Annotated in this window: 17 protein-coding genes and 1 other annotated feature; all 17 genes read right to left on the bottom strand. The window is 39.6% G+C overall.

From position 1 onward, the window contains the following. Positions 1–24: 24 nt before the first annotated feature. A complete protein-coding gene (locus ACLIJJ_RS08430) occupies positions 25–1,341 on the bottom strand; it encodes a solute carrier family 23 protein (RefSeq protein ID WP_233314468.1) in 1,317 nt (438 codons plus the stop codon). Positions 1,342–1,519: 178 nt separating this feature from the next. Beyond that, positions 1,520–2,062 carry a bifunctional pyr operon transcriptional regulator/uracil phosphoribosyltransferase PyrR gene (gene pyrR / locus ACLIJJ_RS08425; protein ID WP_233314469.1) on the bottom strand — a complete coding sequence of 181 codons (543 nt, stop codon included), beginning with the start codon at positions 2,060–2,062 and terminating at the stop codon, positions 1,520–1,522. 172 nt (positions 2,063–2,234) lie between these two features. Further along, positions 2,235–3,146, bottom strand: a complete 912-nt coding sequence (locus ACLIJJ_RS08420; protein ID WP_233314470.1) for an RluA family pseudouridine synthase — start codon at positions 3,144–3,146, stop codon at positions 2,235–2,237. Continuing rightward, complete coding sequence (lspA, locus tag ACLIJJ_RS08415) at positions 3,115–3,648, bottom strand: signal peptidase II (protein WP_245399854.1); 534 nt, start codon at positions 3,646–3,648, stop codon at positions 3,115–3,117. Before lspA ends, ACLIJJ_RS08420 begins: the two co-directional genes overlap by 32 nt. A gap of 86 nt (positions 3,649–3,734) precedes the next feature. After that, positions 3,735–4,016: a hypothetical protein gene (locus ACLIJJ_RS08410; protein WP_233314471.1), complete on the bottom strand. Its 282-nt coding sequence runs from the start codon at positions 4,014–4,016 to the stop codon at positions 3,735–3,737. Positions 4,017–4,188: 172 nt separating this feature from the next. Then, positions 4,189–6,948 (bottom strand): isoleucine--tRNA ligase, encoded by a 2,760-nt coding sequence (gene ileS / locus ACLIJJ_RS08405; protein WP_233314472.1) that lies wholly within the window; start codon positions 6,946–6,948, stop codon positions 4,189–4,191. 97 nt (positions 6,949–7,045) lie between these two features. Beyond that, positions 7,046–7,272 (bottom strand) — a binding site (T-box leader). A gap of 61 nt (positions 7,273–7,333) precedes the next feature. Then, positions 7,334–7,831 (bottom strand): DivIVA domain-containing protein, encoded by a 498-nt coding sequence (locus tag ACLIJJ_RS08400; RefSeq protein ID WP_233314473.1) that lies wholly within the window; start codon positions 7,829–7,831, stop codon positions 7,334–7,336. Between the two features lie 206 nt (positions 7,832–8,037). Beyond that, positions 8,038–8,811 carry a YlmH family RNA-binding protein gene (locus ACLIJJ_RS08395; RefSeq protein WP_411228471.1) on the bottom strand — a complete coding sequence of 258 codons (774 nt, stop codon included), beginning with the start codon at positions 8,809–8,811 and terminating at the stop codon, positions 8,038–8,040. A gap of 69 nt (positions 8,812–8,880) precedes the next feature. Further along, the gene (locus tag ACLIJJ_RS08390) at positions 8,881–9,141 is read right to left on the bottom strand and encodes a YggT family protein (protein ID WP_233314478.1); all 261 of its coding nucleotides are present in this window, start codon (positions 9,139–9,141) and stop codon (positions 8,881–8,883) included. 6 nt (positions 9,142–9,147) lie between these two features. Then, positions 9,148–9,633 carry a cell division protein SepF gene (locus tag ACLIJJ_RS08385; protein ID WP_233314480.1) on the bottom strand — a complete coding sequence of 162 codons (486 nt, stop codon included), beginning with the start codon at positions 9,631–9,633 and terminating at the stop codon, positions 9,148–9,150. Positions 9,634–9,645: 12 nt separating this feature from the next. Further along, positions 9,646–10,323, bottom strand: a complete 678-nt coding sequence (locus ACLIJJ_RS08380; RefSeq protein ID WP_233314482.1) for a YggS family pyridoxal phosphate-dependent enzyme — start codon at positions 10,321–10,323, stop codon at positions 9,646–9,648. A 6-nt stretch (positions 10,324–10,329) separates the two neighbouring features. After that, on the bottom strand, positions 10,330–11,151 hold the full coding sequence (gene pgeF, locus ACLIJJ_RS08375; RefSeq protein ID WP_233314483.1) for a peptidoglycan editing factor PgeF: 822 nt from the start codon (positions 11,149–11,151) through the stop codon (positions 10,330–10,332). Between the two features lie 78 nt (positions 11,152–11,229). Next, positions 11,230–11,493, bottom strand: coding sequence for a YlmC/YmxH family sporulation protein (locus ACLIJJ_RS08370; protein ID WP_233314484.1), 264 nt, complete (start codon positions 11,491–11,493; stop codon positions 11,230–11,232). 166 nt (positions 11,494–11,659) lie between these two features. Then, positions 11,660–12,439 carry an RNA polymerase sporulation sigma factor SigG gene (gene sigG, locus ACLIJJ_RS08365; RefSeq protein WP_233314485.1) on the bottom strand — a complete coding sequence of 260 codons (780 nt, stop codon included), beginning with the start codon at positions 12,437–12,439 and terminating at the stop codon, positions 11,660–11,662. Between the two features lie 257 nt (positions 12,440–12,696). Further along, positions 12,697–13,416, bottom strand: coding sequence for an RNA polymerase sporulation sigma factor SigE (gene sigE / locus ACLIJJ_RS08360; RefSeq protein ID WP_233314486.1), 720 nt, complete (start codon positions 13,414–13,416; stop codon positions 12,697–12,699). A 43-nt stretch (positions 13,417–13,459) separates the two neighbouring features. Continuing rightward, entirely contained in the window at positions 13,460–14,401 is a 942-nt protein-coding gene (gene spoIIGA, locus ACLIJJ_RS08355) for a sigma-E processing peptidase SpoIIGA (protein WP_233314488.1), read from the bottom strand. Between the two features lie 281 nt (positions 14,402–14,682). Next, on the bottom strand, positions 14,683–15,831 hold the full coding sequence (gene ftsZ / locus ACLIJJ_RS08350; RefSeq protein ID WP_233314489.1) for a cell division protein FtsZ: 1,149 nt from the start codon (positions 15,829–15,831) through the stop codon (positions 14,683–14,685). Between the last annotated feature and the right edge of the window lie 8 nt (positions 15,832–15,839).

Below are 15,839 nucleotides of genomic sequence, written 5' to 3'. Positions count from 1 at the left end.
TCTGTACTTGTTTAAAAGGTGTAACTATTTAGTTTCTTTTACTGCTTCTTCTTCGAACAAGTCGTCTGTGGACTTTTCTCTTCCTGGAAGCACATAGTTTAAGATAATGCCTAGAATTGCTGCAAGTGCCATTCCTTCTAGTTTAAAGTCTGTACCGATATGAATGGAAGCTCCACCGATTCCAGTAACCAAAATTACTGATGCAATCACAAGATTTCTGTTTTTCGAGAAGTCCATTTTTGCATCTACCAAAATTCTCAATCCAGAGGATGCGATGATTCCGAATAACAGAATGGATACTCCCCCCATTACAGGTGTTGGAATCGATTGGATAAGTGCTGTAATCTTCCCGATGAATCCGAACAGGATGGCAAATACTGCTGCTCCCGCAAGAACATATACACTATATACTCTTGTTATTGCTAATACTCCGATGTTTTCACCGTAAGTTGTTTTTGGCGGTCCACCCATTAAGGAGGAAATTAAGGTTGCTGTACCATCACCTAAAATACTGCGGTGAAGTCCTGGGTCTTTAATATAATCTTTACCGACAACTTTGCTTAATACAAGCTGATGACCGATATGCTCTGCAAGTGTTACAACTGCGACTGGCACGAACAATGCCAGGATGGCGCTGTTTATCGTAAGGTCATAATCCCTGAATGGGAATATGAATTCTGGCATTGCAAGCCATTTAGCATCGATGACACCTTGGAAATCAACAACTCCTACTAATAATGCGTAAACGTAGCCAACGATAATCCCTGCAAGAATCGGAATGAAGCTGAATACTCCTTTACCGAAAATCGTGAATAATATCGTCGCAAGCAATGTTACTAATGCTACTGATAGATATAAGAGACTGTAAGTTTGATCTGGTGTTCCGTTATTTTCATACATCGCCTGGCCGACTGCTGTTCCAGCAAGCGCAAGCCCGATTACCATGATTACTGGTCCGACAACGATTGGCGGCAGCAAGTTCATAATCCAGCGATAGCCACCTTTTTTAATAATCAATGCGACTATTCCGTATACAAGACCTGCTATGAAGGTTCCAATCATCGCAGCTCCAGGTCCGCCAAGCTCTTGTGCCGCAATCATTGGAGCGATAAAGGCAAAGGATGAGCCTAGATAGGCAGGAACTTTAAATCTCGTAATGAGGAGGAAAGCTAGTGTTCCCAGTCCGCTTGAAATCAATGCAATTGCTGGACTCAAGCCGATTAAGTATGGTACTAACACAGTTGATCCAAACATGGCGAATAAGTGCTGTAAGCTTAATGTAATCCATTGGGATGCATTTGGTTTATCTTTTATGCCGAGTATTGGCTTTGTTTGATTCATATTTTTCCCTCTTTCCATCTATGGTGCATGTACTTAGTTCGTGTTGTTAGTATACGCAATTCCAATAAAAAACCCCTTTTCGCATGGCAAAAAGGGGTTTTTGGACAGGTGAAAACACACCTGTATTCCATTTCCCCCTTTGAAGCCTCTCTGGACTGTCATTTAAAAAGGGTTATATTTAATTTTCGTATATATTTACTTCATCTTGACCATCAACTTCTACGAGCTCTACTACAATCTTTTCTGAGCTTGAAGTCGGAATGTTTTTGCCAACATAATCAGCGCGAATCGGAAGCTCTCTGTGTCCTCTGTCTACAAGGACTGCAAGCTGTATCGACCCAGGTCTTCCCACATCCATCAAGGCATCCATTGCTGCGCGGACTGTTCTTCCTGTGTACAGGACATCGTCCACAAGAATTACCTTAAGGTCCTCAATGCTTGTAGGGATATCTGAACCTTTAACAAGCGGCTCTTGATTCTCTGTCTTTTTGCTTAAGTCATCACGGTATAATGTAATATCCAATTCTCCAACCGTTATGCTTTTGCCTTCAATTTGCGAGATTTTTTCTGCAAGGCGGTTTGCGATATAAATTCCTCTCGTGCGAATACCGACTAATACGCAGTTCTCAATACCTTTATTCTTTTCAATGATTTCGTGCGCAACTCTCGTTAATGCTCTTCGAATCGCTTGGTCATCAAGGACTTGTGCCTTACGTGACATCTGCATCACCTTTTTCTTAAAATAAAAATCCTCCCACCTATTCAGTGAGAGGACAGACCGATAGCCGTTCATGGCTATCTAATGAAACAAATCCGATACCTTCTCAACCTCACAGGATTGACTTAAAGGACTTATTTAATTGAGTTAATCTTATAATAAAGCTCGAATTTTGTCAACGATTATTTCTAATATTATCTAGCAACTCTTCAAAATCTTTCGGAAGCGGTGCTTCAAATTCAATATATTCACCTGTTCTTGGGTGGTCGAATCCAAGGATGCCAGCATGAAGCGCCTGGCCGCCGATGTCGATCGTTTTTTTCGGTCCGTACTTAGGATCGCCTGCCAGCGGAAAACCGATGTATTTCATATGAACGCGGATTTGGTGCGTTCTTCCTGTTTCTAGCTGACATTCAATGAATGTATACTCACCGATGCGCTCTAATACGTGAAAATGAGTGACAGCATGCTTGCCGTTATCAACAACTGCCATTTTTTGACGGTCTTTAGGGTCTCTGCCAATCGGTGCATCCACTGTTCCGTAATCATGAGGTATGCTTCCATGAACAAGTGCTTTATATTTTCTTGTTACTGTTTTTGCAACAAGCTGGTTCACAAGGCTTTCATGAGCTGCATCATTTTTGGCAACCATTAATAGACCGGACGTATCTTTGTCAATGCGGTGGACAATCCCTGGACGCATGACACCATTAATTCCAGAAAGATCTTTACAATGGGCCATCAAGCCGTTTACAAGTGTTCCTGTTACATGACCAGGGGCAGGATGTACAACCATCCCTTTTGGTTTGTTGACGACAATGACATCACTGTCCTCATAATACACTTCCAAATCCATTTCCTCTGGCAGAACATCAAGCTCTGTTAATTCTGGAATTTCAATTGTAACAACATCATTCAAGATGCCTTTGTACTTTGTCTTTACCACATTGCCGTTCACAGTCACATGGCCGTCCTTAATCCATTGCTGCACTTGTGTGCGCGACCATTCTTTGTTGATAGTTGAAACGATTTTATCTATTCTTTCACTTACTTGTTCACTCTGAATGATATGTTCCCTTTTTTCCATTTTCTTTCTCCTTCTTTGCTTCTCTTTCCTCCTTTAGCATCACAATGATAAGCAATATAACACCAATTACTAAAGATGAGTCTGCAATATTAAATATAGGAAAATCATAATTGAAGATATACGTATTTACAAAGTCCACGACATACTGATGTCTGACGCGGTCAATAAAGTTTCCGATAGCCCCGCCAAGAATCAGGCCTAAGGAAACTCCATAAAGCAACTTGCCTTTTGCACCTTTCTGGATGAAATAAACGATGCCGACAATAACAACTGCTGTGATGATATAGAAGAATGTCATTTGCCCTTCCAGAATCCCCCAAGCAGCACCGCTGTTGCGATGGGATGTTATATAGAAGAAATTCTCAATGACAGTAATGCTTTCTCCAAGTTCCATCTTCGTTGCCACAAGCCATTTTGTCCATTGATCCAATGCAATGATTATAAGTGCAATTATGTAATAAAACACTAAAGTTTCCTCCAATTCTCGAGTCTCCTTTAGCATTTTAGCATAAACTACTTAAAAACGATAGCTTGTGCCGTCTTGAAGCTTATTTTTCTAAGGGTTCCTTCAAATAATGTAAGTTTTCTTTAGTGCAAGGACTTTCTGTAGTAGGTTTGCATTTGTTCCAAATCTTTTTTTGATTTGATGGTGGGCACAAGCTGCAATAATTCTGCAGGCATTAATTCTCCTGAAATTTCACATGTTCCGAATTGGCCATTTTCCAGCCTGCGCATTGATTCTTCCACATCCAGCAGCTCTGCCTCAATATAGTGGTTTATTTTTGAAGATCTTTTCACTCTAAGTGTGGCTTGTAGTTCTATTTGTGTCATACGGAGTTCTGTATAAAGCTTTTCAACATCAAGGTTCATGGCTAAATTCCTCCGTTTCTATGTTGTTACAGATAGCTTTTCCAAATTGATGTTCAAAAACCGGCTTAAGATTTAACAGGCATAACAACAATTTACGGAGGTGGAATTTTTTTTAGCTGAAGGGAAAACTGACCAAAAAAAACATTCCGGCTTTCGCCGGAATGTTAACATATTAATAATTTTCTTGTACTACTGTTGCACAGCGAGCACATAATGTTGGATGTTCTTCAACAGTTCCAACATCAAGTGTTACTGTCCAGCATCTATCACATGTTTCTCCTTCTGCTTTTGCAACGACAATAGCAGTATTTTCTAATTTCAGCGCATTGTCTGGAGCTTCCTCAAACTTACCAGCAATTTCAAAGCCTGACACGATGAACAGCTGCTTCAAGTTCTCTTCGATGGAATCCAGCAATTCTTTCGCATCTTCTCGTACATACAGGGAAACTTTCGCCGCAAGTGATTTACCGATTACTTTTTGATTGCGGGCTTCTTCTAAAGCTTTCAACACGTCATCGCGCAAGTTTAGGAACTTGCTCCATTTTTCTGTTAAAGCTTGTGCGTTGTCATATTCCACATATTCTGGGAAGTCTGTCAGCTGCACACTTTCTTCTTTAACAGATGTGATATGCTCCCAAACTTCTTCTGCTGTGTGCGGAAGAATCGGCGCCATCAATTTCACTAATGCAATCAAGCTTTCATACAATACAGTTTGAATAGCTCTTCTTTCATGATTATCTGCCGCTTCAATATAAAGGACATCTTTTGAGAAATCAAGGTAGAAGGAGCTCAAGTCTAATGTACAGAAATTGTTGATATCTGAGTAAATAGTTGAGAACTCAAATTTATCATAGGATACTGTAACATTTTTGATTAAATTATTCAGCTTCACTAACATATACTGATCTACTTCACGCAAGTTTTCATACGCAACAGCATTTTCTGCTGGGTTGAAGTCAGCAAGGTTTCCAAGTAAGAAACGGAATGTGTTTCTGATTTTGCGGTAACCTTCTGTTACTTGCTTCAAGATAGCATCAGATACACGCACGTCTGCTTGGAAATCAACAGAAGCTACCCATAAACGCAAGATATCAGCACCAAGCTGATTCATTACTTTTGAAGGAACCATAACGTTTCCAAGAGACTTACTCATTTTTCTGCCTTCACCGTCTAAAACGAAGCCATGGCTTAATACACCTTTATATGGCGCTTTGCCTGTTACAGCTACAGCTGTAGATAGGGAGGAGTTAAACCACCCGCGATATTGGTCAGAACCTTCCAAGTAAAGGTCTGCAGGTCTTTGCAATTCTTCTCTTTCTTCTAGTACAGATTGATGAGAAGAACCAGAATCGAACCAAACATCCATGATATCTGTTTCTTTTGTAAAGTTTCCATTCGGGCTGCCAGGATGTGTGAAGCCTTCTGGAAGAAGTTCGTTTGCAGTTCTTTCAAACCAGATATTTGAACCATGCTCTCTAAACAAGTTAGAGATATGCTCGATTGTTTCGTCTGTTATGATGCTGTCACCATTTTCAGCATAAAATACCGGAATCGGAACACCCCATGCACGCTGTCTGGAAATACACCAGTCACCGCGGTCGCGAACCATATTGAATAATCTTGTTTCTCCCCATGCCGGAACCCATTTTGTTTCTTGGACTGCGTTAAGCAAGTCTTGTCTGAAATCTTTAATAGACGCAAACCATTGTGCTGTCGCACGGAAAATAACCGGTTTTTTCGTTCTCCAGTCATGCGGATAGGAGTGTGTGATAAATTTCAGCTTCAACAACGCTCCCGCTTCTTCTAATGCTTCTGTGATCGGCTTGTTAGCTTTATCATAGAATAAACCTTCAAATCCTGGCGCCTCGTCTGTCATAACACCTTTGTCATCAACTGGACAAAGAACTTCGAGATTATACTTTTGACCAACAATGAAGTCATCCTCACCATGTCCTGGTGCAGTATGAACACAGCCAGTACCTGCATCTGTTGTTACATGCTCGCCAAGCATTACTAATGATTCACGGTCATATAGTGGATGAAGTGCTTTAATGTATTCCAATTCAGAACCTTGAACCTCTTGGATGATAGCTGCTTCTTCCCATGCCACTTCTGTTTTAACTGCTTCTAGCAAGTCTTTAGCAACTAAATACTTGTTACCTTTTTCTTCCACTACAACATATGTCAAGTCAGGGTGAACAGAAATACCAAGGTTTGCAGGAATTGTCCATGGTGTTGTTGTCCAAATCACAATTTGTACATCTTCACTAAGCACATTCTTGCCATCCTTTACTTTAAAGCCAACATAGATGGATGGAGATTGTTTGTCCTGGTATTCAATTTCCGCTTCTGCCAAAGCAGATTCACTTGTAGGAGACCAATAAACCGGCTTTTTACCTTTATAAATATAGCCTTTTTTCGCCATTTCCCCGAACACTTTAATTTGTTGTGCTTCGTATGCAGGCTTTAATGTGATGTATGGATTTTCCCAATCAGCCCGTACACCTAGGCGTTTGAATTGCTCTCTTTGGCTGTCAATTTGGCCAAGAGCGTATTCTTCACACAGCTTACGGAACTCAGCGATTGTCATTTCCTTACGTTTAACACCTTTGTTAGTCAAAGCTTGTTCAATCGGCAATCCATGTGTATCCCAGCCAGGAACGTATGGTGCTTGGAAACCAGTCATCGACTTAAAGCGCACAATAAAATCCTTCAAAATTTTATTCAATGCATGTCCAATATGGATATCTCCATTCGCATAAGGAGGTCCGTCATGCAAAACATAAAGCGGACGGCCGCTAGTGCGTTCTTGAACTTTTTCATAAATATTCATTTCATTCCATTTTGCTTGAATTTCAGGCTCACGGTTTGGCAAGTTTCCTCTCATCGGGAAAGCCGTTTTCGGCATGAGCAAGGTATCTTTATATTCCATTAAAAATCCTCCAAATAATGTTCTAAATTCATGGTTTTTTGATGCGTTAGGGATGTATCTTGTGGTTTTTAGACAAATAAAAAAACCCCTCATCCCAAAAAGGGACGAGAAGGTTTATTCTCCCGCGGTACCACCCTTATAGATAGTTAGACTATCCACTTAAGCATTTTTTAACGGTTATGAACCGCCTTTTCTTACTAAAAAGCCTTTCAGAAAAGGACTCAAGGGTGATATTCCAATTCCCGCTTATGCCAGGCTTCCACCGTCCCCAGCTCGCTTAAAATAAGCCAACAGTAATTGTACTGTCCCTATCAACGTACGCATGAATATTGTTTTGTGTACAAATTATAGGCTATTAACAGATGCTTCGTCAAGCTCTCTGCAATTATTTCGTTGAGTTAAGCTCTGATGCATCAAGCTCATATTCAAGCAAATGATCCCAATCATCGTTGTTCAGCATATCAAGCTGCGCTTCGATCAGCATTTTGAAGCGTGTGCGGAACACTTTTGACTGCTTTTTTAACTCTTCAATTTCCAATGCGATTTTTCTTGCTTTAGAAAGTGATTCATTGATAATGCGGTCAGCATTTTTTTCTGCTTCTTTAATGATCAGCTTTGCTTCTTTTTGAGCGTTTCGCTTTACTTCCTCAGCTGCCTCTTGAGCAACAACGATTGATTTATTTAATGTTTCTTCTATATTATTGTAGTGCCCGATGCGATCATCTAATTCACTAAGTCTTGCATCTAGTTCTTTTTTCTCACGAATTATATTTTCATAGTCCTTGATTATTTGGTCTAAAAACTCATTTACTTCATCTTCATCATAACCGCGAAATCCTTTGCTGAATTCCTTATTGTGAATATCCAACGGTGTTAATGGCATAATGCCACCTCCCAAACTTCAATTTCTTATGTATTTTTTTCGACAGCTTTTTTAGTATTCCTGCATTTCCAAAGAGAAAACGCCAAAAAAACAGGAAGTGAGACAAATTATACTGTTGAAAATATTGTAACATAGATAATATATAAATAACTATGGAATTTTGGAATGACATGAAAATTATTAGTGTTTGTAAAACAAATGACTGATTATTTTAATTTGCCGATAACAATCCGCCATTTATCTTTTTTTGTTTTACCTTCGAGTGATTTAATGATTGACCTGCCATGTCCTCTGACGGAAATAACATCTCCTTCTTCACAAGTAAAAGAGATGTTTTCCACAGTACCCCAGTTTACTTTCACATGACTTGCTGCAATGTAGCCTTGGGCCTTTTGTCTCGAAATATTGTAAATAGCAGCAATCGTTGCATCAAGCCTTAATGAGGTAAGTGTTGTGCTTGTTTCAACCCATTCTTCCTCTATAGCAATTGCCCTCTCCCAAGGAATTGGATGTAACGATACCTTTGCTTTTCCGATAGAGTCAAGCTGCAAGCGGATGTAGTCTTCTACTTCTTTACCTACAATCAGCTGAACATCGCCGTCCTTAATGAGAATATCCCCAAACTTACTGCGCGATAATCCTAATGACATAATACTACCAAGCACTTGCGGATGCTCAATCGTAACAAACTTTTTCGCATACTCGATATTTTGTAAGGACAGCTGAAAGTCCGCTTGCTCTACTTCATAGTAGGAAGGATACAGAAATGCCCGTTTTCTTTCAGCAGCTCTCGTCCCGCCAGAAAACGATACTAAAACATCTGCATTTTGTCCAATAATTGTATTAATAATCTTCTGTTCGCGAGGATCTAAAAAATCTGTCAGTTTCGGCGCATAAGCATCCTCCACATATTGACGCCAATTAAGCACTTGATCAATGAATTCCTTTTCCTCTGGCCGAAAATGCTGGTATATCGACATATTACAAACTCCTTTAATAGATGTATCTAAATGACTGCATGAAAAAAGGGCTTAATGTAAGCCCTGATTTTAAAACCATAGAAATAACTGTCTAACACCATTGCCTGCTAAATTCAAAACAAAGATAGCCACAATCGGAGAAATATCAATCATACCGATTGGCGGAATTATCTTTCTGAACTGCTCTAAATACGGTTCACAAATACGGGCAAGGAAGATTCCGATTCCAGTTTCTCTTGCATTAGGTATCCATGACATGAAAATATAAATGATCAGCGCATAAGAGTAATAAGTTAGTACTCTTGAAATAATTAAAAAGACCAAATCCATCTAAGATTACCACCTCGCATTTTCAAATTCAGTTTCTTGAAGTATTTGGGAGATGTTCCCTGATACTTCGACATTATCCGGTGTGCATAGGAAGATATCTGTACCCACTTTTTGGATGTCTCCCCCGATTGCATAAACAGTTCCGCTTAAGAAATCGACGATTCGTTTTCCTTGTTCTTTATCAATTCTTTGCAGGTTCACGACAACTGCACGTCTATTTTTTAACTGGTCCGCAATATCCTGTGCTTCTGCATAAACTCTTGGCTCAACCAAAAATACTTTGGACGACTTTTGCACGCTTTGCAAGCTGACAACATTTTGTTTTTGCTGCTGAACAGGCTGTTGCTGTTGTTGCTGCTGTTGAAAATAGGACTGTGTTGGCTGCTGTCTCTGTTGATTTCTCACTGGCTCCTGCTCCTGTTCATACTCTTCTTCCTCATAATCTTCATCTTCTAAGAAAAAAAATGTTTTTATTTTCGACTTTATACTCAATTTCTAAACCTCCTATTTATCGCTGCCAACGAGTGCTGTGCCGATACGAATCATCGTTGCACCTTCTTCAATGGCAATCGAGTAGTCGTTAGACATTCCCATGGAAAGCTCCGTGCACGGGGCATTGCTGATTTTTAAGCTCTGAACTTCTGTTTGCAGTGCTTTTAAGTTACGGAAGCAGCTGCGCAGAAACTCTTCGTTATCTGTAAATGGCGCCATTGTCATTAAGCCGACTATTTCGATATTTGGAAATGCATCGAGGCTTTTGATGAAGTCAATTGTCTCCTCAGGGGCAATGCCGTGCTTAGATTCTTCTTGCGATACATTGACCTGAACAAAACACTTGATCTTTTTGGATGCACGCTTATTAATTTCTTTGGCTAAAGATAAGCGGTCCAAGGAATGGATATAATCCACATGATCAATAATGCTCTTCACCTTACGCGTTTGCAAGGAACCGATAAAATGCCAAACCGGCTCGTCCATCAGCACCTCACGCTTGGCAAGCAAGCCTTCTTCCCGGTTTTCGCCAAGATTGGTCACACCTGCCTCTACTGCCTCTTTTGCCCTTTCTATTGTAACATATTTTGTCACTGCGATAATGGTGATATCTTCAACAGATCTATTGACTTTTTCACAAGCCAATTTCATCTTTTCCCTAATTTCTTGCAAATTAACCTTTACTTGCATCTTACTTTAAACATCCTCTCTCCAGCCAATAAAGCTCATCATTCTTCCTGTTTTCCCTTGATCTCGCCTGTGGGAATAAAAGTATGACTCCTGAACACTTGTGCAAAGGCCAGTCACCAAAATGTTGGATTCCTGAATACCTGCCTTTATTAACAGCTGTTTGTTCAGCTTTTGTAAACTCAATGAATATTGATTCGGGGAGACAAGCACATATGGCTTATCATCATCTTTATCTAACGCATCTTCAACTCTGTTTATGACACGCCCGTCTACTATGTATTGTTCGTCAGTTATGGACGGACCGATGGCTACTTCAATTTCACTCGAATCAATTCCGTGTGATTTGAACACCTCGACCATTTTGTTGGCAATTTTCTTAACAGTACCTTGCCAGCCGGCATGGGCAATGCCGATCGCCTTCGTTTTCCTGTGGATGAAATACAGCGGAACACAGTCAGCATAGCAAAGGGTCAATAAAATGCCTTCATCCATTGTAAATAAGCCATCTGTATCTGGCAATGCACTTTCATAGTCGCACGCCCCTTTACCTACATCTGCTTTTGTCACTTCCCAAATGTTGTTCTTATGGGTTTGTTCAGAACCAACCCAATTTCTCAACGGGAAATGGAGTTTATTTGCGACAATTTGGCGATTTGCTGTTACCTTCTCATTTGAATCATTAACATGATAGGCCATATTTAAACCTTTATGATGGCCAATGCTTGTGCCGCCGTTTTTTGTAGTGAATCCTGCTGCTAATTGCGGGTAGTCTTTACACCATGATTGAATGGTAAAATATTCATTTTCATGTAATAAGAAAGGTTCCATTTTTTATAACCTCAGCTTTTTTTTATAGTTTACCATAGACTTGTGCATTGGTCATAAAAAAACCAATAATATTTCGCCCTATTCTTCCACTTCTGTGAGCTCGAGCGACTTTGTATATTTAACTAAGATTACGTCTTCTCCGATTTTTAAAATATTGCTCCATGGAATCACAATATCTGCTTCTCTATTGAAGAATCCTAATACCTTTCCTGGCCCGCCAATAATAATCGATTCAATCTTTCCTGTCTGCAAATTAATATCTATATCTCCAATATTACCAAGCTTTTTCCCATTCGCTACATTGACGACATCTTTTATTTGAAAATCAGAAATTTTAAGCATTGCTCCCACTCCTATATAATAATCACTGAATGCAAGGATAGCCTTTATAAAAATATATGTTGCCAATTACGATAATTAGTACAAATTCTCGTACGTCAGGGAGATAATTGCCCATAAAAAAACTGCCGAAACATTTTTTCGGCAGTTCTCATGTACAAGCTCACTACTAGCTTTGGATATTTTTATTCATTTGTTTAATAGCAGCCTTTTCCAGTCTTGATACTTGAGCTTGGGAGATACCTATTTCATCAGCAACTTCCATTTGCGTTTTCCCTTGAAAAAAACGCTTTCTTAAAATAAGTTTTTCCCGATCGTTCAATCTTCGCATTCCTTCTTTGAGGGCGAGTTCTTCCACCCATTGTATATCCTTGTTCTTCTCATCACTCAATTGATCCATCACATAGATTGGATCGCCACCGTCATTATAGATCGGCTCAAAAAGAGAGACTGGATCTTGAATTGCATCCAATGCGAAGACGATATCCTCATGGGGAATATCAAGCTCTTTTGCAATTTCCTCAGCTGTTGGTTCCTTTGATGTCTTGCTCATTAATCGCTCTCTGACTTGCAATGCTTTATAAGCTATATCCCTTAAGGACCTGGACACCCTTATCGGGTTATTGTCACGCAAGTAACGGCGAATTTCACCAATTATCATCGGGACAGCATAGGTGGAAAACTTTACGTTTTGACTTAAATCAAAATTATCAATAGATTTCATTAGACCGATACAACCAACTTGAAATAAGTCATCGACAAACTCGCCTCTATTGTTGAACCTTTGAATCACACTTAATACAAGGCGGAGATTTCCATTAACGAGACTTTCTCTTGCGGTAATATCTCCCTGATGCATTTGCTTGAAGAGCTCTCTCATTTCTTCGTTTTTCAATACTGGAAGCTTAGATGTATCCACACCGCAAATTTCTACTTTATTTCGAGTCAATCTATTTCCCTCCTCACAGGAGCTGCTGTACAAAAAACAGTATCTCCTTGAGAAGGAAAAATATGCATAAGTGATTTTCCATCCTAATACAAATTCACTACCGTTTTCTCTTCAAAAAACTATCAGTACAATGTTTTTCTGCAATAATAATTCGCACAAAAAAATTTTTTATTCGACAAAAAATGCCAGCCGCACTTTCTAACAAGAAAGAAGAATTAATTCATCCTTGTTAGTTGAAGTTTAGCTGACAGATCACTCTACACCATTTTATTAAATTCCTTTTGCAGTCTTTTTATAATCCTTTTTTCCAATCTGGATATATAGGACTGAGAAATGCCAAGCATATCTGCTACATCCTTCTGCGTCTTTTCTTCGCCTGTTCCAAGGCCGAAGCGCAGCTCCATAATTTGCTTCTCTCTTTTAGAAAGCTGATGCAATGCCCTTATGAGCAGTTTTTTATCGACGCTTGCATCGAGGTCTTTCGTGATGATATCTTCCTCTGTACCCATTACATCTGATAACAGCAGTTCATTGCCATCCCAGTCAATATTCAGCGGTTCATCGAAGGAAACCTCTGACCGTATTTTATTGTTTCTTCTCAAATACATCAGTATCTCATTCTCGATACATCTTGATGCATATGTAGCAAGCTTGATTTTCTTTTCAGGATTAAAAGTATTGACAGCCTTTATTAGTCCGATGGTTCCAATACTAATTAAGTCTTCAATATTGATGCCCGTATTCTCAAATTTCCTGGCAATATAAACAACAAGACGCAAATTACGTTCAATTAAAATCGATCTTGCTGCCTGATCACCTTCTGGCAGCTTCAGAAGTAGTTCTTCTTCCTCTTCTTTGCTTAACGGTGGAGGCAATGCTTCGCTTCCGCCAATATAAAAAACTTCATCTGTTTTCAAACCTAATTTCATTAATAGCTTATACCAGTAGTAAGTTAAGCGAAGCTTTAGTTTTTTCATAATTGTCCTCCTTCTAAATGATGTATCAAAAGAGTATAGTATATTAACTAACCATTCCTTCGTTTACCACATTGATTTTTTTGCCTGTCAGCATTTTAGGATGCACAATGCATGAAAAAGCATCATCTGATGAAAGCTGCTGTCTTGTAAAAGAAATCAGCCCTTTTTCCACTAAATATTTGTCATCTTTTTGTTCAATGACAAGCTGTTCTGGCTTAATGGCAATCATGAGCTGATGCTCTTTCCCCATCACCTTATAGGGGATAATGCGCATCCGGTATTGCCAGTCATCACTTAGCTGCTTTTGCCCATGAATAATCGCTTCCGAGTCATCAACAATTTCACATAACTCAGCTGGCAGATCATCGCCCATTCCATTAATAGATACAAACATGACGGGAACTCTTGAAATTGGATCATATACTTGGTTGCCGCTGTCAACGAGCCCCTTTAAAGTAAAAGCCTTGCCGGCTATTTGAAAGCTCACTTGGACAATCTCTTCATATTTGATTTTTGTTATTTCAATGCTTTCTACATTCTTTCTAGAAAAATGCCAGGCTGCTGGAAAGCCAAGCAATACAAACAGCCAGCTGATTGGATCACCAAAACCTTTAACACTAGCTAGCATAACAGAAGAAGATAATTGAAAATCAAACTGAACAAAATAATGGCTGCCAATCAGTACCCCTCCAATCAGGAAGGTGACAAAATAAAAGGTCATTAATCCACTAAGATAATAGCGCAGTCTTTTAAAGCCAAAAACAGTCAAAATCATCACACAAGAGAAGCCTAGCTTTGAAATCGGGTGACTTGTATAGATGTGGTATGGAGTAACTGCCAAAAGAATGATTATCGATCCTATCAGGCCGCCGCACAGCACTCTCCAAAGCTTTACGTCTCTTTTTAAGATGATGGCTGTCAAGTAGAGCAGCAAGCTGTCAAACAAGAAATTTAGCAGCCATATGACATCTAAATAAACGGCCAAGTAGTTTGAGCCTCCTTCCTAAAGTTTTATGGCATGATTGCTTGCTCATCTAACTCTATTAATCTGTTACGAAAAAGTATAACCTACTGCTTGAGGAAAGTGTGTCACTTCCTGTAATCAAAAAATCAGAAATTTTCTCTATTAACAACAGATTTTGTCACTATTTCTTGCCTTCTGCTATAAGTTTGTTCTAATGGTAAATTTTCAGTTTTTTTAAAATGAAATTATTTCCCAGGCTATGAAAGCATAAAAAAAAAAGCGGGAAATTATCCCGCTTTTTTTTATCTTCTGCGATTTCTGTTACGTAAGAATGTTGGTATATCCAATGTATCTTCACCTGTTTGGATTGAGTTTCCGCGTACAGGCTCTTTTGCACTGTTTGGATTTTCCTCGCGTTTCACTTCACGTGAGCTGCTAGGGTTGCTTGAAGGCTTCATGCTATTTAAAGATGGCCTTGAAGCAGATACTTGAATCGCATCTTGGTTAAATCCAGTTGCAATTACTGTTACGACAATTTCGTCTTTTAAGTTTTCGTTAATAACAGAACCGAAGATCATGTTAACATCTTGGTCAGATGCAGAAGCGACAATGTCAGCTGCTTCCTGAACTTCATATAGGCTTAAGTTAGATCCGCCCGTAATGTTCATTAACACACCTTGCGCTCCATCGATAGATGTTTCAAGCAACGGTGATGAAATTGCCTTTTTGGCTGCTTCTGCCGCGCGATTTTCTCCTGATGCAACACCGATTCCCATCAATGCAGATCCTTTGTTAACCATGATTGTTTTCACATCAGCGAAGTCAAGGTTGATTAACCCTGGTGTTGCAATAAGGTCAGAGATACCTTGTACACCTTGACGGAGTACATTATCTGCTTCTCTGAATGCTTCAAGCATCGGAGTGCTCTTATCCACAATTTCAAGCAAGCGGTCATTCGGGATGACAATCAAAGTATCTACAGCTTCTTTAAGAGCAGAGATACCGCTTGCTGCATGTGTTGAACGCTTTCTGCCTTCAAATGTGAACGGTCTTGTTACAACACCAACTGTTAATGCGCCGATGTCTTTTGCGATTTGTGCGATAACAGGTGCTGCACCAGTACCTGTTCCGCCTCCCATACCTGCAGTAACAAATACCATATCAGCTCCTTTTAGAGCCTCTTCGATTTGTTCTTTGCTTTCCTCTGCAGCTTTTTTACCCACTTCAGGGTTAGCACCGGCACCCAAACCTCTTGTCAGTTTGCCACCGATTTGCATTTTCACTTCAGCTTTTGATAAGTTCAACGCTTGTGCGTCCGTATTTACTGCAATAAACTCTACTCCTTGAACACCATGTTCAATCATTCGATTGACAGCATTGTTCCCGCCGCCACCGACACCAATAACTTTTATTACAGCTAATGAATCTATATTTGTATCAAATTCTAACATGACAAATC

Origin of the sequence: Niallia laureatilytica (genome assembly GCF_046613985.1) — a bacterium.
Lineage (GTDB): Bacteria > Bacillota > Bacilli > Bacillales > Cytobacillaceae > Niallia.
The sequence above is the reverse complement of the archived record's forward strand: the minus strand, read 5'-3'. Positions and strand labels throughout refer to the sequence as shown.

What these genes read in the sequence shown, in the direction of transcription:
- ACLIJJ_RS08430 (WP_233314468.1), bottom strand. Translation starts at nt 1,341, where the DNA reads ATGAATCAAACAAAGCCAATACTCGGCATAAAAGATAAACCAAATGCA.
- pyrR (WP_233314469.1), bottom strand. Translation starts at nt 2,062, where the DNA reads ATGTCACGTAAGGCACAAGTCCTTGATGACCAAGCGATTCGAAGAGCA.
- ACLIJJ_RS08420 (WP_233314470.1), bottom strand. Translation starts at nt 3,146, where the DNA reads ATGGAAAAAAGGGAACATATCATTCAGAGTGAACAAGTAAGTGAAAGA.
- lspA (WP_245399854.1), bottom strand. Translation starts at nt 3,648, where the DNA reads ATGCTAAAGGAGACTCGAGAATTGGAGGAAACTTTAGTGTTTTATTAC.
- ACLIJJ_RS08410 (WP_233314471.1), bottom strand. Translation starts at nt 4,016, where the DNA reads ATGAACCTTGATGTTGAAAAGCTTTATACAGAACTCCGTATGACACAA.
- ileS (WP_233314472.1), bottom strand. Translation starts at nt 6,948, where the DNA reads ATGGAATATAAAGATACCTTGCTCATGCCGAAAACGGCTTTCCCGATG.
- ACLIJJ_RS08400 (WP_233314473.1), bottom strand. Translation starts at nt 7,831, where the DNA reads ATGCCATTAACACCGTTGGATATTCACAATAAGGAATTCAGCAAAGGA.
- ACLIJJ_RS08395 (WP_411228471.1), bottom strand. Translation starts at nt 8,811, where the DNA reads ATGTCGATATACCAGCATTTTCGGCCAGAGGAAAAGGAATTCATTGAT.
- ACLIJJ_RS08390 (WP_233314478.1), bottom strand. Translation starts at nt 9,141, where the DNA reads ATGGATTTGGTCTTTTTAATTATTTCAAGAGTACTAACTTATTACTCT.
- ACLIJJ_RS08380 (WP_233314482.1), bottom strand. Translation starts at nt 10,323, where the DNA reads ATGCAAGTAAAGGTTAATTTGCAAGAAATTAGGGAAAAGATGAAATTG.
- pgeF (WP_233314483.1), bottom strand. Translation starts at nt 11,151, where the DNA reads ATGGAACCTTTCTTATTACATGAAAATGAATATTTTACCATTCAATCA.
- ACLIJJ_RS08370 (WP_233314484.1), bottom strand. Translation starts at nt 11,493, where the DNA reads ATGCTTAAAATTTCTGATTTTCAAATAAAAGATGTCGTCAATGTAGCG.
- sigE (WP_233314486.1), bottom strand. Translation starts at nt 13,416, where the DNA reads ATGAAAAAACTAAAGCTTCGCTTAACTTACTACTGGTATAAGCTATTA.
- ftsZ (WP_233314489.1), bottom strand. Translation starts at nt 15,831, where the DNA reads ATGTTAGAATTTGATACAAATATAGATTCATTAGCTGTAATAAAAGTT.